This window comes from Bacillus sp. ISL-18, assembly GCF_018613415.1.
Classification (GTDB): domain Bacteria; phylum Bacillota; class Bacilli; order Bacillales; family Cytobacillaceae; genus Neobacillus.
This window is the reverse complement of the sequence record NZ_JAGGQG010000029.1, coordinates 41572-58284: the sequence shown is the minus strand read 5'-3', so window position 1 is coordinate 58284 and position 16713 is coordinate 41572. Positions and strand designations below refer to the sequence as shown.

Annotated in this window: 14 protein-coding genes; all 14 read right to left on the bottom strand. The window is 38.8% G+C overall.

All coding sequences use genetic code 11. From position 1 onward, the window contains the following. Window positions 1–60: 60 nt before the first annotated feature. The 14 genes from dmpG to J7E81_RS27495 all read right to left on the bottom strand — a co-directional run bounded on the left by dmpG (window position 61) and on the right by J7E81_RS27495 (window position 16594). On the bottom strand, window positions 61–1089 hold the full coding sequence (gene dmpG / locus J7E81_RS27560; RefSeq protein ID WP_215047371.1) for a 4-hydroxy-2-oxovalerate aldolase: 1029 nt from the start codon (window positions 1087–1089) through the stop codon (window positions 61–63). Between the two features lie 24 nt (window positions 1090–1113). Next, window positions 1114–2001, bottom strand: coding sequence for an acetaldehyde dehydrogenase (acetylating) (locus J7E81_RS27555; protein WP_215047370.1), 888 nt, complete (start codon window positions 1999–2001; stop codon window positions 1114–1116). 139 nt (window positions 2002–2140) lie between these two features. After that, window positions 2141–2917 (bottom strand): IclR family transcriptional regulator, encoded by a 777-nt coding sequence (locus J7E81_RS27550; protein WP_215047369.1) that lies wholly within the window; start codon window positions 2915–2917, stop codon window positions 2141–2143. Between the two features lie 168 nt (window positions 2918–3085). Beyond that, window positions 3086–3355: an iron-sulfur cluster biosynthesis family protein gene (locus J7E81_RS27545; protein ID WP_215047368.1), complete on the bottom strand. Its 270-nt coding sequence runs from the start codon at window positions 3353–3355 to the stop codon at window positions 3086–3088. A gap of 123 nt (window positions 3356–3478) precedes the next feature. After that, a complete protein-coding gene (locus J7E81_RS27540; protein ID WP_251028921.1) occupies window positions 3479–4183 on the bottom strand; it encodes a Na-translocating system protein MpsC family protein in 705 nt (234 codons plus the stop codon). 90 nt (window positions 4184–4273) lie between these two features. Further along, on the bottom strand, window positions 4274–4966 hold the full coding sequence (locus tag J7E81_RS27535) for a Na-translocating system protein MpsC family protein (protein WP_215047367.1): 693 nt from the start codon (window positions 4964–4966) through the stop codon (window positions 4274–4276). 240 nt (window positions 4967–5206) lie between these two features. After that, window positions 5207–6337: an ATP-binding protein gene (locus tag J7E81_RS27530; protein ID WP_215047366.1), complete on the bottom strand. Its 1131-nt coding sequence runs from the start codon at window positions 6335–6337 to the stop codon at window positions 5207–5209. 278 nt (window positions 6338–6615) lie between these two features. Beyond that, the gene (locus J7E81_RS27525; RefSeq protein ID WP_251028920.1) at window positions 6616–8073 is read right to left on the bottom strand and encodes a protein adenylyltransferase SelO; all 1458 of its coding nucleotides are present in this window, start codon (window positions 8071–8073) and stop codon (window positions 6616–6618) included. 168 nt (window positions 8074–8241) lie between these two features. Next, on the bottom strand, window positions 8242–8868 hold the full coding sequence (locus J7E81_RS27520) for a nucleotidyltransferase family protein (protein WP_215047364.1): 627 nt from the start codon (window positions 8866–8868) through the stop codon (window positions 8242–8244). 71 nt (window positions 8869–8939) lie between these two features. Beyond that, window positions 8940–10634, bottom strand: coding sequence for a sigma-54 interaction domain-containing protein (locus J7E81_RS27515; RefSeq protein ID WP_215047363.1), 1695 nt, complete (start codon window positions 10632–10634; stop codon window positions 8940–8942). Window positions 10635–10967: 333 nt separating this feature from the next. Next, complete coding sequence (gene putP / locus J7E81_RS27510; RefSeq protein ID WP_215047362.1) at window positions 10968–12431, bottom strand: sodium/proline symporter PutP; 1464 nt, start codon at window positions 12429–12431, stop codon at window positions 10968–10970. Window positions 12432–12548: 117 nt separating this feature from the next. After that, window positions 12549–14120 carry an L-glutamate gamma-semialdehyde dehydrogenase gene (gene pruA, locus J7E81_RS27505; RefSeq protein ID WP_215047361.1) on the bottom strand — a complete coding sequence of 524 codons (1572 nt, stop codon included), beginning with the start codon at window positions 14118–14120 and terminating at the stop codon, window positions 12549–12551. Window positions 14121–14150: 30 nt separating this feature from the next. Next, window positions 14151–15065, bottom strand: coding sequence for a proline dehydrogenase (locus tag J7E81_RS27500; RefSeq protein ID WP_285292062.1), 915 nt, complete (start codon window positions 15063–15065; stop codon window positions 14151–14153). A 287-nt stretch (window positions 15066–15352) separates the two neighbouring features. After that, entirely contained in the window at window positions 15353–16594 is a 1242-nt protein-coding gene (locus J7E81_RS27495; RefSeq protein WP_215047360.1) for a C40 family peptidase, read from the bottom strand. Between the last annotated feature and the right edge of the window lie 119 nt (window positions 16595–16713).

Here is a 16713-nt window from a genome sequence, read left to right as displayed (position 1 = left end):
GGCGAAAAGGGTAATGTTCCCCTTTTCGCCCATTCTTAGAAGTTATGAATCTTTAACTATTTAGCTTAACGCCACTTTACTATTATTTTTAGCAATCTCAGCCGCCACTTCGACAATCATATCCTCTTGGCCGCCAACGACTTTACGCTTACCTAATTCTATTAGAATATCTCGTGAATCAACACCAAATTTCGCAGCAGCACGTTTGGCATGAAGGGCAAAGCTTGAGTATACGCCCGCATATCCTAATGTTAAACTATCTTTTGTAATTTCCTGTGGAACTTGTAAGATCGGAGCAACAATGTCCTCTGCTAAGTCCATCATTTTATATAAATCTACCCCGGTTTTAATTCCCATCCGTTCACAAACGGCAACCAATACCTCTGTTTGTGTATTTCCTGCACCCGCACCCAGGCAGCGTACACTTCCGTCAATTCGCGTTGCCCCTTCTTCAATTGCTGCAAGAGTATTGGCCATTGCTAGTGATAAGTTGTTATGACCATGGAAACCGACATTGATGCCAACTGATTCTTTCAAGGCATGAATTCTTTCACGTACTTGGTTTGGCAGTAAATACCCTGCAGAATCGACAACATAAACTGTATCAGCACCATAGCTTTCCATTAATTTAGCTTGTTCAACTAATTTATTAACTGGAGCCATATGATTCATCATAAGGAATCCAACTGTTTCCATCCCTAGTTCTTTGGCATAAGCAATATGCTGTGGAGCTACGTCTGCCTCTGTCACATGTGTAGCAATTCGGGCCATTTTAGCACCTAAATTTGCAGCTTCTTTTAATTCATGCAAAGTACCGATTCCTGGTAAAAGAAGCACAGCAATTTTTGATTTATCAACAACGGATACAGCCGCTTCAATTAATTCCATCTCATTCGTACGGGAAAGGCCGTACTGCAGGGAAGAGCCCGCTAGCCCGTCTCCATGGGATACTTCTATAAAGGGTACGTTAGCATCGTTTAATGCTTTGGTGATTTTAAGTACTTGTTCAACTGTATATTGATGGTTAATCGCATGACTTCCATCCCGTAAGGCTACCTCGGTAATTACGATATCTCTCTCATTTGTCATTTTTCTTTACCCCTTTCTAACAGCTTAAACTGTTTCTTTCGTTAATAGTTTTTTCGCAAATGCTTCAGCAATTCTTACACCAGCAGAAGTCATGATATCAAGGTTACCTGCATAAACCGGCAAGTAATCACCAGCACCTTCTACTTGAAGGAAGATCGTCACTTTATTACCGTCAAAAATTGCTTCAGTCCGGAGACGGTATCCAGGCACATAGGATTGAACTACTTTCTCCATTTCAGCGATGGATTGTCTGATCGCTTCTTCATCCATTTTTCCTTCTTCAACAAGTGTATAAACTGTATCACGCATCATGATTGGCGGTTCAGCAGGGTTTAATATCATAATGGCTTTCCCTTTTTTCGCTCCTCCGACTACTTCAATTGCTCTGGAAGTGGTTTCCGTAAATTCATCAATATTGGCACGTGTTCCAGGCCCGGCACTCTTACTTGCAATGGTAGCAACGATTTCTGCATATTCAACGGGTGCAACACGGTTTACAGCATGTACCATTGGAATGGTTGCTTGGCCGCCGCAAGTAATCAGATTGATATTATCTTTATCTAAATGGTCCTCAATATTAACAGCTGCACATACATATGGTCCTACAGCAGCTGGAGTCATATCAATTACTTTGATGCCCGCTTCTTTTAAAACTTTTGCATTATATAAATGCGCTTTTGCAGACGTGGCATCAAAGACGATATCTGCTTCTAAGGTTGGATCAGCAAGGAATCCATCAATTCCTGTATCAACCCCGGCGTAACCTAATTCCCTCGCACGACGGAGTCCATCTGATTGTGGGTCAATCCCAATCACAGCAGTTAACTCTAATAGTTCAGAACGGCCTAGTTTAATCATTAAATCTGTACCAATGTTCCCCGATCCAAGAACGGCAACTTTTACTTTTGACAAAATAATTCTCCTCCAATACCAACATTTTTTTTAATATAGGCTCTATTAAATTGGACTGTTGACTTCCGCTCCAATCAACAGAGTTAATAAACATCGAACGTTTAACAGAGCAAAAATTTATTCTCTATACTTGCTCTATTTAGAGTGCATTTTCCCCTTTGTAACCTAACTGTCTTGAAATCTCAGCTGCAGCATGTTTAATTCCCTCAATTACTTTAGGCAGACGTTCTTCATCTAACCTCATTTTAGGGGCGGCACAGCTTATCGAAGCAATTGCCTTCCCTTGATAATTAAAGATTGGTGCAGCTACACATTTAAGTCCTAGCTCAATCTCTTCATCATCGAAGGCATAACCTTGTTCTCGGATTGAGGGCAAAATGCTTTTGATTTCCTCGATATCGGTGGTCGTAAACTCCGTGAATGCTTCCAAGCTGACGGATGATAAAATACGATCTACCTCTTCTTCACTTAATTGGGACAGGATCGCTTTGCCAACACCTGTACAATGAAATGGGGCTCTTTTACCAATATGGGAATAAATCGTTAAGGCACTTGGACCCTCTACCTTTTCAATGTAAATTAGTTCATCTCGCTGCAGCGTAACTAGGTGAACGGTTTCATTTAGTTCTTCAACAAGATCTTTAATGATAGGTCTGGCAATTCTACCAATATCAAGATTCTTCCCTACATAATTACCTAGTTCAAAAAGTTTAATTCCGAGTCGATATTTCAGATTGTCTAAATTTTGCTCCAGGTAACCTCGATGTTCCAAGGTTTTAATAATGCCGTGGACAGTACTCTTTGATAAGTTCAATCTGTCGCTAATTTCTTTAATACTTTGTTCTGGATGTGAAGTCAAAAAAACTTCGAGGATATCTGCAGCTCTTTCAATTGATTGAATCAGGCGTTCCGTCACTTCGTCCCCTCTTTCTGTTCGACATTACCGAATGACGTTCGTAAATATTAAGTACACTTTTATAGTACTCTTAGGTCATCATTCTGTCAACGTTTTCATTTGTACTATTTTGATAAAAAAAGCCGAATTCTCCCATGGGAAAATACGGCTTCTTTAAAAATAATCCGACTAAATAATCTCAAATTGTTTAAAACCAGTTGCATCCGGAAGATAATCTAACGTTTTATGATTGAAATAATGACATTCTCCTGCGTCAATAATGAAGTGCAAACCATCTCTTGTGACTTCTGTATCATTAGCTTGAATGTTTTCTTCTAATGTTACCTTCACTTTCATAAAACAACTTTTCCGCATTTGCATCCGAATAAACTGTTTAGGACCATATTGTTTTAACCTTGTTTTTAGCTCTTGATTTGCCGCTTCAGTAACAATAAACATAAAATCACCCCGTTTCTACTCGTACCTAGGATGATTATGGCAGATTATTGGAGGCCTGTCATGGACAAAAATTTAACCATCGTAGCTTAAAACCTGCCAAGTGCCGTTGTTCTCATAATACTTTTACTTATTATCCTTTAAAACAAAGCACATGATGCTTCTATCTTCGCTTAAGTCCCAATCCACAAAAATGTCCGCAACAGGATTTTGAAAGATTTCTTCAAAGCGGCCATCTCGATGTAAATATGATTTTTCCAGTTCATCCTTAGTGACCAAGAGTGTATGTTCATATCCCTTAGAAACTAATGCCTTTTCAATCTGAACTAAAATCCCATCGCGTTTTATTAAATAAATACTTGGTGAAATAAAATAGGCTTCTGTTCTTTCAGGTCTTTTTTGTACCAATATGCTTATCCTCTCTACCTCTTCAATCAAAGGTTTAAGGTCCACAGAGCCCCCCTGATTTCGAGCCATAGGCTGTGTAATCTCACCTTCAAATTCGACTACAATCATCCCTGTATTTTGCGGATAGTTCCAATCATGGTAAAAGGATTCAATATCCTGTTCAAATTCCAGTTCAAGAATTCCTTTTAACTGGTTACTTACCGACTTCATAACAATATGTCGCGAGATATCAATATTATCAGGATTTCCATTCTCCAATAAAGTCGATTCTAATGGAGACATGAAACCGCGTATGTAAAACACTAAAAACCGCTCATTTGCATAAGCATAGCAGGATTCCGGTCCACGCCCAAAACTTTTTCTTAGCAATTTGCTAGTTAGGCTGCTAATATCCATTAGCTTTTGTTGCAGTGGCAATACCATTTAGGTTTCGACCTCACTTTCGGGTAAAGGCAAAAAAATACTGCCTTACATTAACATTCCCAGGCAGTAAAAATTTTATAGTCGATCATTTTATGTATAGGTCTTATTGAAACTAAAGATTAAGAACCCTTTATTAGCAGGGATATCCCATATCATAAATAAATCCTCAATCGACCGATTAAATAAGTCTTCAAATAGCAGTTTATGCTGATAATACCCTTTTTTAATTTCTCTTGTATAAGTTAATAATAAGTCGGAATCGCCATTTTCTGCTAACAAATGGTCTAACGGCAGCATAACCCCTTTTAATTCAATTGCACAGATATTCTGCGTATCCTTCACTACCTTTAATTGCCTGGGAACCTTGTGAAGCTGTGAGCCCACCATTCGGATTAGATGAAATAGCTTCTTCTCAAGACGATCATCTATTTTCACAACTGGATTACTGCGATTATTTACTAAAAGTAAAATTCCCGAATTGCTATTAAAGTTCCAATCTTGGTACAAGGATTCAAACGAAATCCCTAAAAGTTGCGATGCCTCTTGCATTACTTCTTTTGACAAAACGGTTATGACCGATGAACGGAATTTTGTTGCCAAATCATATTCTTGTTTTTCTGATAAAATTTCTTCTGCTGGTATCATAAAATTACGGATATGAACGTATAATATATTTCCTTTTAAATATGTATAACAGCTTTCAGGACCTTTACCAAATCCCCGCTTTATTATTTTACTAAATGAACTGCTTAGAGAAAGCAAATCCTCTTGAGTTGCAACCATTCAAATCCCCCTAATAAAATATAAAAAGGCCTAACTTCACTAAAAGGAAGTTAGGCCACGGAAAAGACGACTATATAAAAATAGTTTCCACCATTTACCATCACAAAGAAAGTATTATATATAATGTTCTTAAAATAAGGCACCAAAACTAATGACTGCAAGACATTAGACAAATATCATAATAACATTAATTCTTCAAGATAACAACACCATTAGAAAAAAAATAAAAAGGCCCAACGTTTATGCTTGTGACGATAAGGGTAATTTCACATGGATAGAGGTCCCATTTGAATCACTCTCAATGCATAGATCCCCTTTATGTTCTTTTACAATTTGCCGGCTGACCAGCATGCCAAGCCCCGTTCCGTTTTCTTTTGTTGTAAAAAAAGGCTGGCCAATTTGAGAAAGAATGCTAGGGGGAATCCCACGACCCTGATCGATAATACTAATTTTGACCTGCCCGCCTACAAGGGGACTTCCATTTATTATCAGGACTCCTCCATCGGACATTGCTTCAATTGCATTTTTTATATAATTAATTAAAACCTGTTTTAACTGGTTAGGATCACCGACGATCCACATGTTAGTGAAATCAAACTGTTTGTCGATTTGGATATTATTAAGGAGGGCCTGTGAGGCCATTAAGGTAACAACTTGATCTAATAAGACTTGAAGATTTACTCTTTCATTTTTTTGTTTGGATGGTTTAGCAAGTACCATTAATTCCTTTAGAATGCCTTCAATCCGATCGATCTCTGAATTAATGATTTCGAAGTAGATTTTATTACCAATGTTTTCTCCCATTAGTAATTGTAAAAAGCCTTTAATGGCTGTAATGGGGTTGCGTATCTCATGGGCAATACCGGCAGCTAGTTGTCCGGCAGTGGCTTGTTTTTCTGATAAGCGGGATAAATGATGGATTAGGGTATGATACTCTTGTTCACGTTCCAACGATAACCTATTTTGTTTAATGAACGTTATATCCTTTAAAACTAAATACGAGCCAAGAAACTCGTGTTCAAAAAAAATAGGAATCGCGGTAACGTTAACATCTAATGTACTTCCCTCAATTACGTTTACCTTAGCATCAAAATTATCAATTTTCTCCTGTTCTCTGCCTTTAAAGAAGGTTTGCTCTTGATCTAAAAAGTCGGTTACAAACAGTTTATTTAACTTTTTCTGTTGCAAAGTATCCCTTGAAAAACCTAGTAGTGGTTCACAAGCATGGCTGGCATATTCAATATTTCCTTGCAAATCGATCAGTATAAACGCATCACGAGTTTTTGACAGGATCGAAAAATCCTTATCCATATTCGTATCTCGGTACACTTTTAACAGAACACTTTTTCGATCGGTTCCATGCATAACCATAAGGCAGATCCTCCTTTCATCATTTAAAAAAATAAAAAAGCCACAATAAGAGCAGGTAATTACCTACTTCTTACTGTGGCTTTAAAATCTAGCATACATTTTCTAGAATTCATTACCTTTATAAATTTCCCTATTTACACAAATTGCCAAGTTTATAACATAAGAACAGAGCATCGACTCTATATCCATACTAAATATATTATATTCTTCCATATTTAGCAATAAGTTATCAGTATTTTCTCAAAATAAAATAGTCACTTAGCCCTGCAACTCTTATCTCAGGTTCCACAAAAGGTTTGGTAAGGAATTTTTGAAGGTTCAGGCAGTTTACCATATTCCACCTGTTCCGCAGTATGAGCATACGGGTTTGAGAGCACAGCTAAGAGCCTGTTCATGACGCCGTAATCTTCATAATTTACTGCCGCTTCAAGCGCTTCCTCTACCCGATGGTTTCGAGGGATTACCGCAGGGTTACTGCTCCTCATTAACTGGCGGGATTGCTCTTTTGTTTCTTCCTGCCTTTCAAGTCTACCCAGCCACCGCTCCTTCCATTTTGTAAATCCAACGGACCCAAATAACTCGTTCTCTTCGTATTTATCAAAGGTTAAGGCTAGGAATGTATTAGTATAGTCGGCCTTATACTTATGCATCAAATTGAGCAGTTCTTCAAATAATGATTCATCCTGTTCCTCTTCGTTAAATATGCCTAGTTTCGCTCTCATCCCTGTGAGCCAATTTTTTTGAAACAACTTTGTAAATCCTGAAATATTCTCCTGTGCTAATTGAAGAGCTTGCTCTTGACTTTTATCGAGAAGCGGCAGTAAAGTTTCCGCAAATCGTGCCAGATTCCATCCGCCAATGTACGGCTGATTAGCATAGGCGTACCGCCCTTCTCTGTCAATTGAACTAAAAACCGTGGCCGGATCATATTGATCCATAAAGGCGCAAGGTCCATAATCAATGGTTTCACCACTTATTGCCATATTATCAGTGTTCATGACTCCATGGATAAAACCTATTAGCTGCCATTTGGCAATCAAAGCAGCCTGGCGTTTAATAACTTCCTGTAGCAGCGATAAATATTTGTTCTGAGCATCTTTAATATGTGGATAATGGCGCTTTATAGTATAGTCAGCCAATTCTCGCAGATCATCCACTTCTCCTCTTCCTGCTGCATATTGGAATGTTCCGACACGGATATGGCTGGCAGCCACTCGTGTAAGAACGGCACCAGGTAACATGGTTTCGCGGATAATTGTCTCCCCGGTTGTAACTACTGCTAGGCTGCGGGTAGTTGGAATTCCAAGTGCATGCATGGCTTCGCTGATAATGTATTCGCGCAACATTGGTCCGAGTGCTGCTCTGCCATCACCGCCGCGCGAGTAAGGTGTTCGACCTGAACCTTTTAACTGAATATCGAACCGTTCATCTTTAGGGGTAATTTGCTCCCCAAGCAGTACTGCCCGGCCGTCTCCCAGCATGGTAAAATGCCCAAATTGGTGCCCGGCATAGGCTTGAGCAAGCGGAGCGGCACCGTCAGGGATTTCGTTGCCTGCAAACACCGCTGTACCGTCTTCACTTTGAAGCCCTAACACGTCCAATCCTAATTCTTCTGCCAATAGTTCATTCAGAACCACTAGCTTTGGGGAATTTACAGGGCTTGGATTCTGACTGGTGAAAAATGAATTAGGAAGTCGGGAGTAACTGTTATCAAAATTCCATCCTATTTTTGTCATGGCAGCTCCTTTTCTACATAAAATTATCATTTTTTGTTATTCTTCGTAAAAAGGTGATCCCTTTTTACTTTTTGCCTTCGCATAGTTATTATACCTTTTCTCCTTCTAGGTAATGTGGAGTATGCGTTGATCAGTTATTAAAAAAGCAGCTCCCTGGAGAGAGCAGCTTCATATAGAATGGTTAACTAGTTTTTGATAATCATGTTTCGTATCCACATCCAAAATCGTCCATTCATCATCTATCGGTACGTAAATATGTTGATCAGCAAATTTAAAAATCGGTTTCGCCCCCTGGTCACCGGTGATTGTTTTTAAATAAGGGATCATTGAGGCAGAAATAAAAACAGGATGCCCCGGTGCTCCATTGTAGGTTGGTTGAACAATAAATTTGGATTGAGCTAGTCCCTTTTCTATAATAACTTTGAGAATTTGGTCGATTGTCGATATCCTTAAAAAGGGCTGGTCACCCAAGAAAACTAAAACACCACTTGTTTCATTATTACCAAAACCGATTGCTGCTTTTATAGAACTACTTAACCCTTCTAAGAATTGTTCATTTGTGATCCAATTGAATCGATCATCTTCAAGATTTATAGCTTCTTTTAGTTCCTGTCCTTTATACCCAACAACTGCCATGACTTCTTGAAATGGAAACGATAAAACCTTTGTTAAAACAATCTCAAGCATAGGTTTTCCATCAATCGGAAGCAAAGGCTTAAATTTCCCCATTCTAGAGGAAACACCAGCAGCTAAAACTACTGCTCTTATCTGTATCAAATTTATTGGTAGCCCCATGAATTTTTTCCTCCTCTTTTATAAAGCGTGAGGTTTAAAAATACACACATGTTGGTGTTTAATAGAATAGCTCAACTTAAACCATATTCTTTTATTTTGTTATAAAGAGTCCCCCGTGAAATACCGAGTAAACTAGCCGCGGCGCTCTTATTTCCATATGTTTTTCTTAATGCCTCTTCTATTTGCAACGCTTCCGCATTCTTTGAGGAAACTTCGGAAGAGGTGTTTTCCGCACCTTTTCCCTCGTTATGATTGATTATAATTTTGCTCTTTATGTTCTCAGGCAATTGTTCACTTGTAATAATTGGCTTGTCATTCAATAGAACGATTCTTTCAATGGTATTCCTGATTTCACGCACATTCCCAGGCCAATCATAGTTCACTATGTGGAGCATCGTTTCGGGATGAACCTCTGGAACCATTTTTTTATATTTAGCACTAAACTCATTGATAAATTTATCAACCAATGTGACAATATCCTCTTTTCTGGCCCGAAGCGGAGGGATATCGATTGTAATTACTGATAGATGGAAGTAGAGCTTCTCATTTAAACTCCCTTCCCTTAGCAGCAAATCAATGGGTTCCGAGGTGGACGTTATGATCCGGGTACTAGATGCAATCTTCTTTACCCCTCCAACCCTGTTGAAACTATGGTCGACTAGGTATTCCAGCAGCTTTCCTTGGATGGATAGCGGCATTTTATCAACATCTTCAATAAATAACGTACCATTAGACGCCTGTTCAATCCTTCCAATTTGCAAAGTTTGCTGTTCGGAGGTGTCGGTAACCTTTTGAAAACCAAAAAGTTCAATTTCTAATATGGCCGCAGGAATAACCGCACAATTTAAAGTGATAAAAGCTCCATCTGCTTTTGCTCCACCATAGTGAATCGCTTGTGCTAACATTTCCTTGCCTGAACCAGGTTCCCCTGTTATATGGATCGGTATGTCGGCATGCGCTACCTTTTGCGCAATTTTCAATGACTCTTGAAATCTCGCACTTCCCGTTACCATTGTGGAAAACGGATTTGTTTTAGGGACGAGTAAAGATGAGTTTGAGTCCAACTCTTCATTAAGCCGAATAATATTGGTAATATTATGTTCTGTAGCGACACCGCCGATAATTTTATTTTCAATTATAATCGGTAAGGCATTTATTAGAACATGCGTATCTTTATTTGGACGATGGTACTCTCCCCTTACAAACCGCCCTTCATTCAGAATTCGATGAAGAATAACCGAGTCATCATTAAAGTGCTCACCAATTTTCTTACCCAGGATAAATTCCTTTTTAATCTTGTATGTCTCTTCTGCTGTTGTATTCCAGTAAACAACATTTCCTGATTCATCCACTGCCGTAACAGAATCACTTATAGTCTCAGCCAAGGTTTCAAAATAAGCTGCAATCTTGTTATTCTCTTCATTAAGTTTTTTAATTTCCTTTCCTGATGTTAGGATTCCAATGTATCCCCCTTCATTTTTAAAAAGGACTGGCCTTCTCCAGTCCACTTCCGACGGGAGACCTTTATCAGCTAAAACTACTGTTGAAGGCAGCCATTTGAGATGCCGAAGCCAGTCAATAATAGGCTTAGAATCGTTCCCTAAAGCCATCAGGTTATATTCATAGTTATTAATGATAAAGTATGCTCCATCTGCAACAACGACAAAATTATACTCGTTCAGTTTCTTTTTAATTTCAGTTAACGGTGTACGATCATTTACAATTGTAAAGGAGTAATCTAATTGATATTGTGCACTTTTGAACATACTATAATCCTTTCTCGCTTTTCTTTCACTTTAACACAAAATAAAACGCTTTATCCACTTAATCGCATCAAGAATGCTTCAACACCTATAAAGCAAAAACATTATTATAATAACTGATTTTATCTGAATTTTTAACAACGAGTTTATCTTTGTTAGATATAATAAGGCGCCTGATTATCAATCACCAAAGCTTAGATTAAGTACAAAAAAGCTGAACCCGTATGGTACGGGCTTCAGCTTTTTTAAATGGAATTACTGAATACTTCCCCGCCAACTTAATCAAGAATTTTGACTAAACAATCAAAATCAGAAATATCTCTTGCAACTTAACAATTATGCTGATTGTTTGTATTGATCAAATTCTTTCTTTAACTGGTCACTCGGTTCCGGTGTAACTAAACTGACTAACCAGATAGCGGCCAACCCAACAATGAACCCTGGAATAATCTCATAAAGACTTTTTGCCAATACGGGAACATTCGCCCAAACAATTACAGTAACCGCTCCTGCAACCATACCGGCAAGAGCCCCCCACCGATTCATCCGTTTCCAGTAAAGGCTCAACAGAATAACAGGCCCAAAAGCTGCTCCAAAGCCTGCCCATGCATAAGCAACAAGGGAGAGAATAGTGCCATTTTTATTAAAGGCCAGTAATACAGCTATAAAGGAAACAACAAGGACGGAAAGTCTGCTTACAAGCAACAGCTCTTTGTCTGTTGCTGACCTGCGGAAAAAAGTCTTATAGACATCTTCTGTCAGCGAGCTTGCCGTAACCAAAAGTTGCGAAGAAATCGTACTCATGACGGCAGCTAATAATGCCGCTAACAAAAAACCAGTAATGAGTGGATGGAAAAGAATACCGCTTAATTTAATAAAAATTGTTTCTGGATCTGATAGATTAAGTCCTTGCTTTGAATAATAAGCTAAGCCAATAAACCCAGTAAACATCGCGCCACCGACAGAGAAAATCATCCATCCCATACCTATTTTCCGAGCTTTCTTAATCTCTTTTACGGATGAGATTGCCATAAAACGAACAATGATATGAGGTTGTCCAAAGTAACCTAACCCCCATGCCATTAAAGAAATAATCCCGAGCAATGAAGTCCCTTTAAAAATATCAAATAATTTAGGATCGATCCCTTTGATCTCACCAAATGCCGAGTCAAATCCGCCTACTTGAATTATAGTGACAGCGGGAACAAGAATAAGAGCAATCACCATGATTATTCCTTGGACAAAGTCGGTCCAACTAACCGCTAAAAATCCGCCGAATAAAGTATAGCCAATGACAACAGCAGCTATTATCCAAAGACCTGCCTGATAGTTAAGATTGAAAGTTGACTCAAAAAGAACCCCGCCTGATACCATTCCAGAAGAAACATAGAAGGTAAAGAATACAATAATAACAAGTCCGGAAGTTAACCGCAGTATTGACGAGTTATCCCCAAAACGATTTTCCAAATAGGCTGGTATCGTCATTGAATTATTAGCGGTTTCCGTATAAATTCGCAGTCTTGGAGCCACGTACAGCCAGTTTAAATATGCGCCTATTGTCAGACCGATGGCAATCCAGGATGCACTCAAACCTTGGGTAAACATCGCACCAGGCAATCCCATTAGCAGCCATCCGCTCATATCAGATGCACCGGCACTTAATGCCGTAACTGCCGCTCCCAGGCCTCTTCCACCAATCATATAATCTGATAGATTAGAAGTTCGTTTGTAGGCGAAATAACCAATTAACAGCATTCCCACCATATAAATACCAATTGAAATAAGTATCTGAGTATTCAATCTTCATCCCCCATTTTCCGTATTACCCCATAATAACACGATTACATCCATAGAAGATACACTTGGTTCAATTTCCCGGGAGAGCCCCCTCAAGAGGGGGCTCTCCGATCCTTTTGGTTATGATAGTTTTTTAGATTTTAACTTAGCTTGAGTAAATAACAGTAAGTAATCGTATCCGCCTGCTTTTGAATCCGTTCCTGACATATTAAAACCGCCAAACGGGTGTGCTCCCACTAATGCACCCGTACACTTTTTATTGATATACAAGTTGCCACAATGCATATTTTCAAGAGCAAAGTTAATTCTTTCCTCATCCTTTGAATGGTAGGCACCTGTTAAACCATACTCTGTATCATTATAAATCTCAATGGCTTCCTTCCAATCAGCAGCTTTCGAAATCGCTAGAACCGGTCCAAAGATTTCCTCCTGCATGATACGGGCTTTTGGATTAACATCAGCAAAAATTGTTGGTTCAATATAAAATCCGTTCCCTTCCGCTCTTGAACCGCCAGTAAGCAGTCTGCCTTCCGTTTTACCAATTTCAATATAGTCCATAATTTTATCGACCGATTTCTGATCGATTACTGGACCAATTGAACAGTTCTCTTCCGGCAAACCAATGGATAGGTTCTTCGTCAATTCTACTACTTTTTCTACCACTTGGTCATAAACCGATTCTACGATAATCGCCCTAGATCCAGCCGAGCATTTTTGTCCCTGAAAACCATAAGCTGAAGCCACGATTGCTGCCGCGGCTGCATCCAAGTCAGCTGTTTCATCAACGACAACGCCGTCTTTCCCACCCATCTCGGCGATGACACGCTTTAACCACAACTGGCCTGGCTGAACCTTTGATGCCCGCTCATAAATACGGCAACCTACAGCACGTGAGCCTGTAAACGAGATGAATCGTGTTTTTGGATGTTCAACCAAATATTCACCCACGTCGATTCCATCCCCAGGCATAAAGTTAAGTACACCTGAAGGTAGTCCAACCTCTTCCATTAATTCTACAAATTTAGCTGCAATCACAGGAGTTGCATCTGCAGGCTTTAAAATAACGGTATTACCAGATACAATCGCGGCTACGGTAGTACCCGCCATGATGGCCAATGGGAAGTTAAATGGAGATATGACAATTCCCACGCCCAGCGGGATGTAAGATATTTGGTTGTCTTCTCCTTCAATTTTAGTAAGAGGTTGATGAATGCTTGTTTCACTCAAGCGAATCATTTCCCTCGCATAAAACTCCATAAAATCAATGGCTTCAGCTGTGTCCGCATCAGCCTCAGCCCAATTTTTCCCTGATTCATATACTAAGTAGGAGGAAAACTCATGCTTTCGTTGTCTCATTAAGTCAGCTGCTTTGAATAAATACTCTGCCCGTTCGACAGGGGCAACTTTTTTCCACGTTTCAAATGTTTTCAAAGCTTCCTGCATAGCCTTTTCAGCCAGCTCCTGATTCCCTTTACTAACAGTTCCAATAATTTCATCGAAATTCCCAGGATTTATAGAAACGGTTTGCTCTTCGGTAAACACTTTTTCATTTCCTATTACTATCGGATACTTTTTGCCAAGCTCCTTTTTAACTTTTGCAAGAGCTGCATACATGGATTGTTTATTTTCCTCGATTGAAAAATCAGTGAAAGGCTCGTTTTTAAATGGTGATACCTGAATTGTTGTTGTCATAATTTTTCGACTCCTCTGTATACAAAATTGTTATTTTAATAGATTTTTCAGTACAAACCAAACATTAGCAGGTCTTTCTGCCAAACGTCTCATAAAATAGCCAAACCAATCGACCCCGTATGGTACATACACTCGAACTTTAAAGCCTTCTTTTACTAGTTTTGTTTGAATATCTTCACAAATTCCATAAAGCATTTGGAATTCGAATTGCTCTTTCGGTATTTGATGCTCTTTAACAACTGACTTGGTATATTCAATCATTGTTTCATCATGGGTTGCGATGGCAGTATAGTTGCCATTCAGTAGATGCTGCTTAATGATTTTTTTGTAGTTTTCATCCACATCTGTTTTCTCTGGAAAGGCTACAGTCGGTGATTCTTTGTAAGCTCCTTTTACAAGGCGTAAGTTTGCATTCAGCATATTTAACTCGGCTATATCCTGCTCGGTCCTGTAGAGATAAGCTTGGATGACCAGGCCGACAATGTCATATTCCTTGCGAAGCTCTTTGTAAATATCGATTGATAGTTGGCAATGTGCATAATCCTCCATATCAATTCGTACAAAATTATTATAGAGTTTAGCACGATCGAGAATTTTACGCATATTTTTCATACACAGCTCTTTGCTAATATCAAGGCCAAGAGAAGTCATCTTAAGGGAAAGATTTGAATTAACGCCTGCTTCATTAATAGCATCCAAAGTTTGAATACACATGGCTGCTGATTCGAGTGCCTCTTCTTCGGTATAAACAAATTCACCCAAATGGTCTAAGGTCACAACCTTCTCCTCGCTATTAAGCCTTTTAACAGCCTCTATAGCAGATTTAATAGATTCACCTGCTACAAAACGGTTTGCCCCAAAACGCAATCCATATTTCTTTGCAAGTTTATTGGCGGAAGAGTTTTTCCCAAGTGATTGAAACATGTTTCTCATTATTAATTCCAAATCCTTCAATCCTCCTTAAAATATTATGTAAGCTCTTACACAATTTTAATATTGTTTACACACATTTGTCTATATATTTTTAATTTAAACAATATTGTTAACTTAACAAATTGATAATAAACTATATTCGGCACTTTTTGAACATTATCGTCACATTATCTCACACCCTATTTACAACAGTGTTTAATCTATTTATTCACGAGTAAATATAAAATTTACTGTTTTACAAAAAAAACATCCTATTCTCGTAAATAGGATGTTTTTAGATTATAGCTATATATTTAAACCTAACGTAAAACTCTAGCTGCACTAGTAAATTTAGACGGGTTATAAGCTGCGATTTTTACGACGTCACCTGTTTGTGGCGCGTGGATATATTGTCCGCCTCCAATGTAAATACCAACATGGTAAGCTGGATTTCCTCTGAATACCAAATCTCCCGGCTGTACTTGACTAGGAGAAATTCTGGTACCAACATCTTGCTGGTCTCGTGCTACCCTTGGAAGATTAATGCCAGCTGCATTTCTAAACACATATGAGGTGAAACCCGAGCAATCAAATCCACTTGGTGTTGTCCCGCCCCAAACATACGGAGTGCCCAAAAATTGTTTTGCATAGGCAATAACTGCACTTGCCGAACCAGAGTTAACTGGAGGGGCTGCGACTGCCGTTGGTGCAGGTTTAACAGGCGTGCTGCTTACTGGCGCTTGCGTTACAGGTGCTTGCTGTTCAGGTGCTTGCTCGGTTTGTCGAGCAGGCTTCTGGGAATGTTGTTGGGCTTGTTGGGCATGCTGTTGCGCTTGTTGAGCACGTTGTTGGGCTTGCTGTTGGGCTAACTGACGAGCTGCTTCCTCAGCCTTTTGTTGTGCAATCTGGCGGGCTTCTTCAGCCTTTTGTTCTGCCAATTGTGCCTGTTGATTTTGTAATGTATTTTTCGCATCTGCTAATTCTTGCTCAATTTCTTTTTTATCTTCTGCAATTTTTTGTTGTTCAGAAGCTAATTCAGTTTGGCTCTCTTTTAATTGATCGAATTCATTATGTAATTTTTCCTCAGCATTTTTTAACGCTTGTTCTTTTTCATTCAAACCATTCAGCAAATCTGTATCACTTTGCATAATACTAGAAATCGCAGTAAACCTAGTTAAAAACTCAGAAATGTTATCAGATGACAGCAAAAGTTCTGCGTAAGTTGCTACAGACTGTTTACCTTCTAATTGAATAGTTTTTAGTCTTTCAGCGTAGACCTCTTTGTGAGCATCCAGAGACTTTTGGGCTGCTGTGATTTCACCCTTTGTTTCTTCGATTTTCCCTTGTTGTGTTTTAATTTGATTGTTAAGTTCTTGACTTTTCTCAATTGCAATAGAAATTCGATCGTCTAATTGTTGAACTTTTGTTTCAAAGTCATCAATTTGATTTTGTGTTTGATTGATTTGACCTTGGGTGACTGGATTCGCAAAAGCAGGTGTAGCAGAAATCATTGTCGCAATTATGGAAGCGGATACGGTATATTTTATTAATTTTTTTATCATAATTAGTTCTCCTCTAGTAACCTATAATTCATTCATACATTCTTAATCTATTCTTAATATAATCCTAGTTTATATTCCGAAAGGACTAAAAACAATGAATTAGTCGATAATGTAATATA

Bases quoted from the DNA above. Each gene is read 5' to 3' on its own strand.
- J7E81_RS27525 (WP_251028920.1), bottom strand. From the start codon at position 8,073: ATGACAAAAATAGGATGGAATTTTGATAACAGTTACTCCCGACTTCCT.
- J7E81_RS27515 (WP_215047363.1), bottom strand. From the start codon at position 10,634: ATGTTCAAAAGTGCACAATATCAATTAGATTACTCCTTTACAATTGTA.
- J7E81_RS27540 (WP_251028921.1), bottom strand. From the start codon at position 4,183: ATGGTATTGCCACTGCAACAAAAGCTAATGGATATTAGCAGCCTAACT.
- J7E81_RS27520 (WP_215047364.1), bottom strand. From the start codon at position 8,868: ATGGGGCTACCAATAAATTTGATACAGATAAGAGCAGTAGTTTTAGCT.
- pruA (WP_215047361.1), bottom strand. From the start codon at position 14,120: ATGACAACAACAATTCAGGTATCACCATTTAAAAACGAGCCTTTCACT.
- dmpG (WP_215047371.1), bottom strand. From the start codon at position 1,089: ATGACAAATGAGAGAGATATCGTAATTACCGAGGTAGCCTTACGGGAT.
- J7E81_RS27530 (WP_215047366.1), bottom strand. From the start codon at position 6,337: ATGGTTATGCATGGAACCGATCGAAAAAGTGTTCTGTTAAAAGTGTAC.
- J7E81_RS27535 (WP_215047367.1), bottom strand. From the start codon at position 4,966: ATGGTTGCAACTCAAGAGGATTTGCTTTCTCTAAGCAGTTCATTTAGT.
- J7E81_RS27495 (WP_215047360.1), bottom strand. From the start codon at position 16,594: ATGATAAAAAAATTAATAAAATATACCGTATCCGCTTCCATAATTGCG.
- J7E81_RS27545 (WP_215047368.1), bottom strand. From the start codon at position 3,355: ATGTTTATTGTTACTGAAGCGGCAAATCAAGAGCTAAAAACAAGGTTA.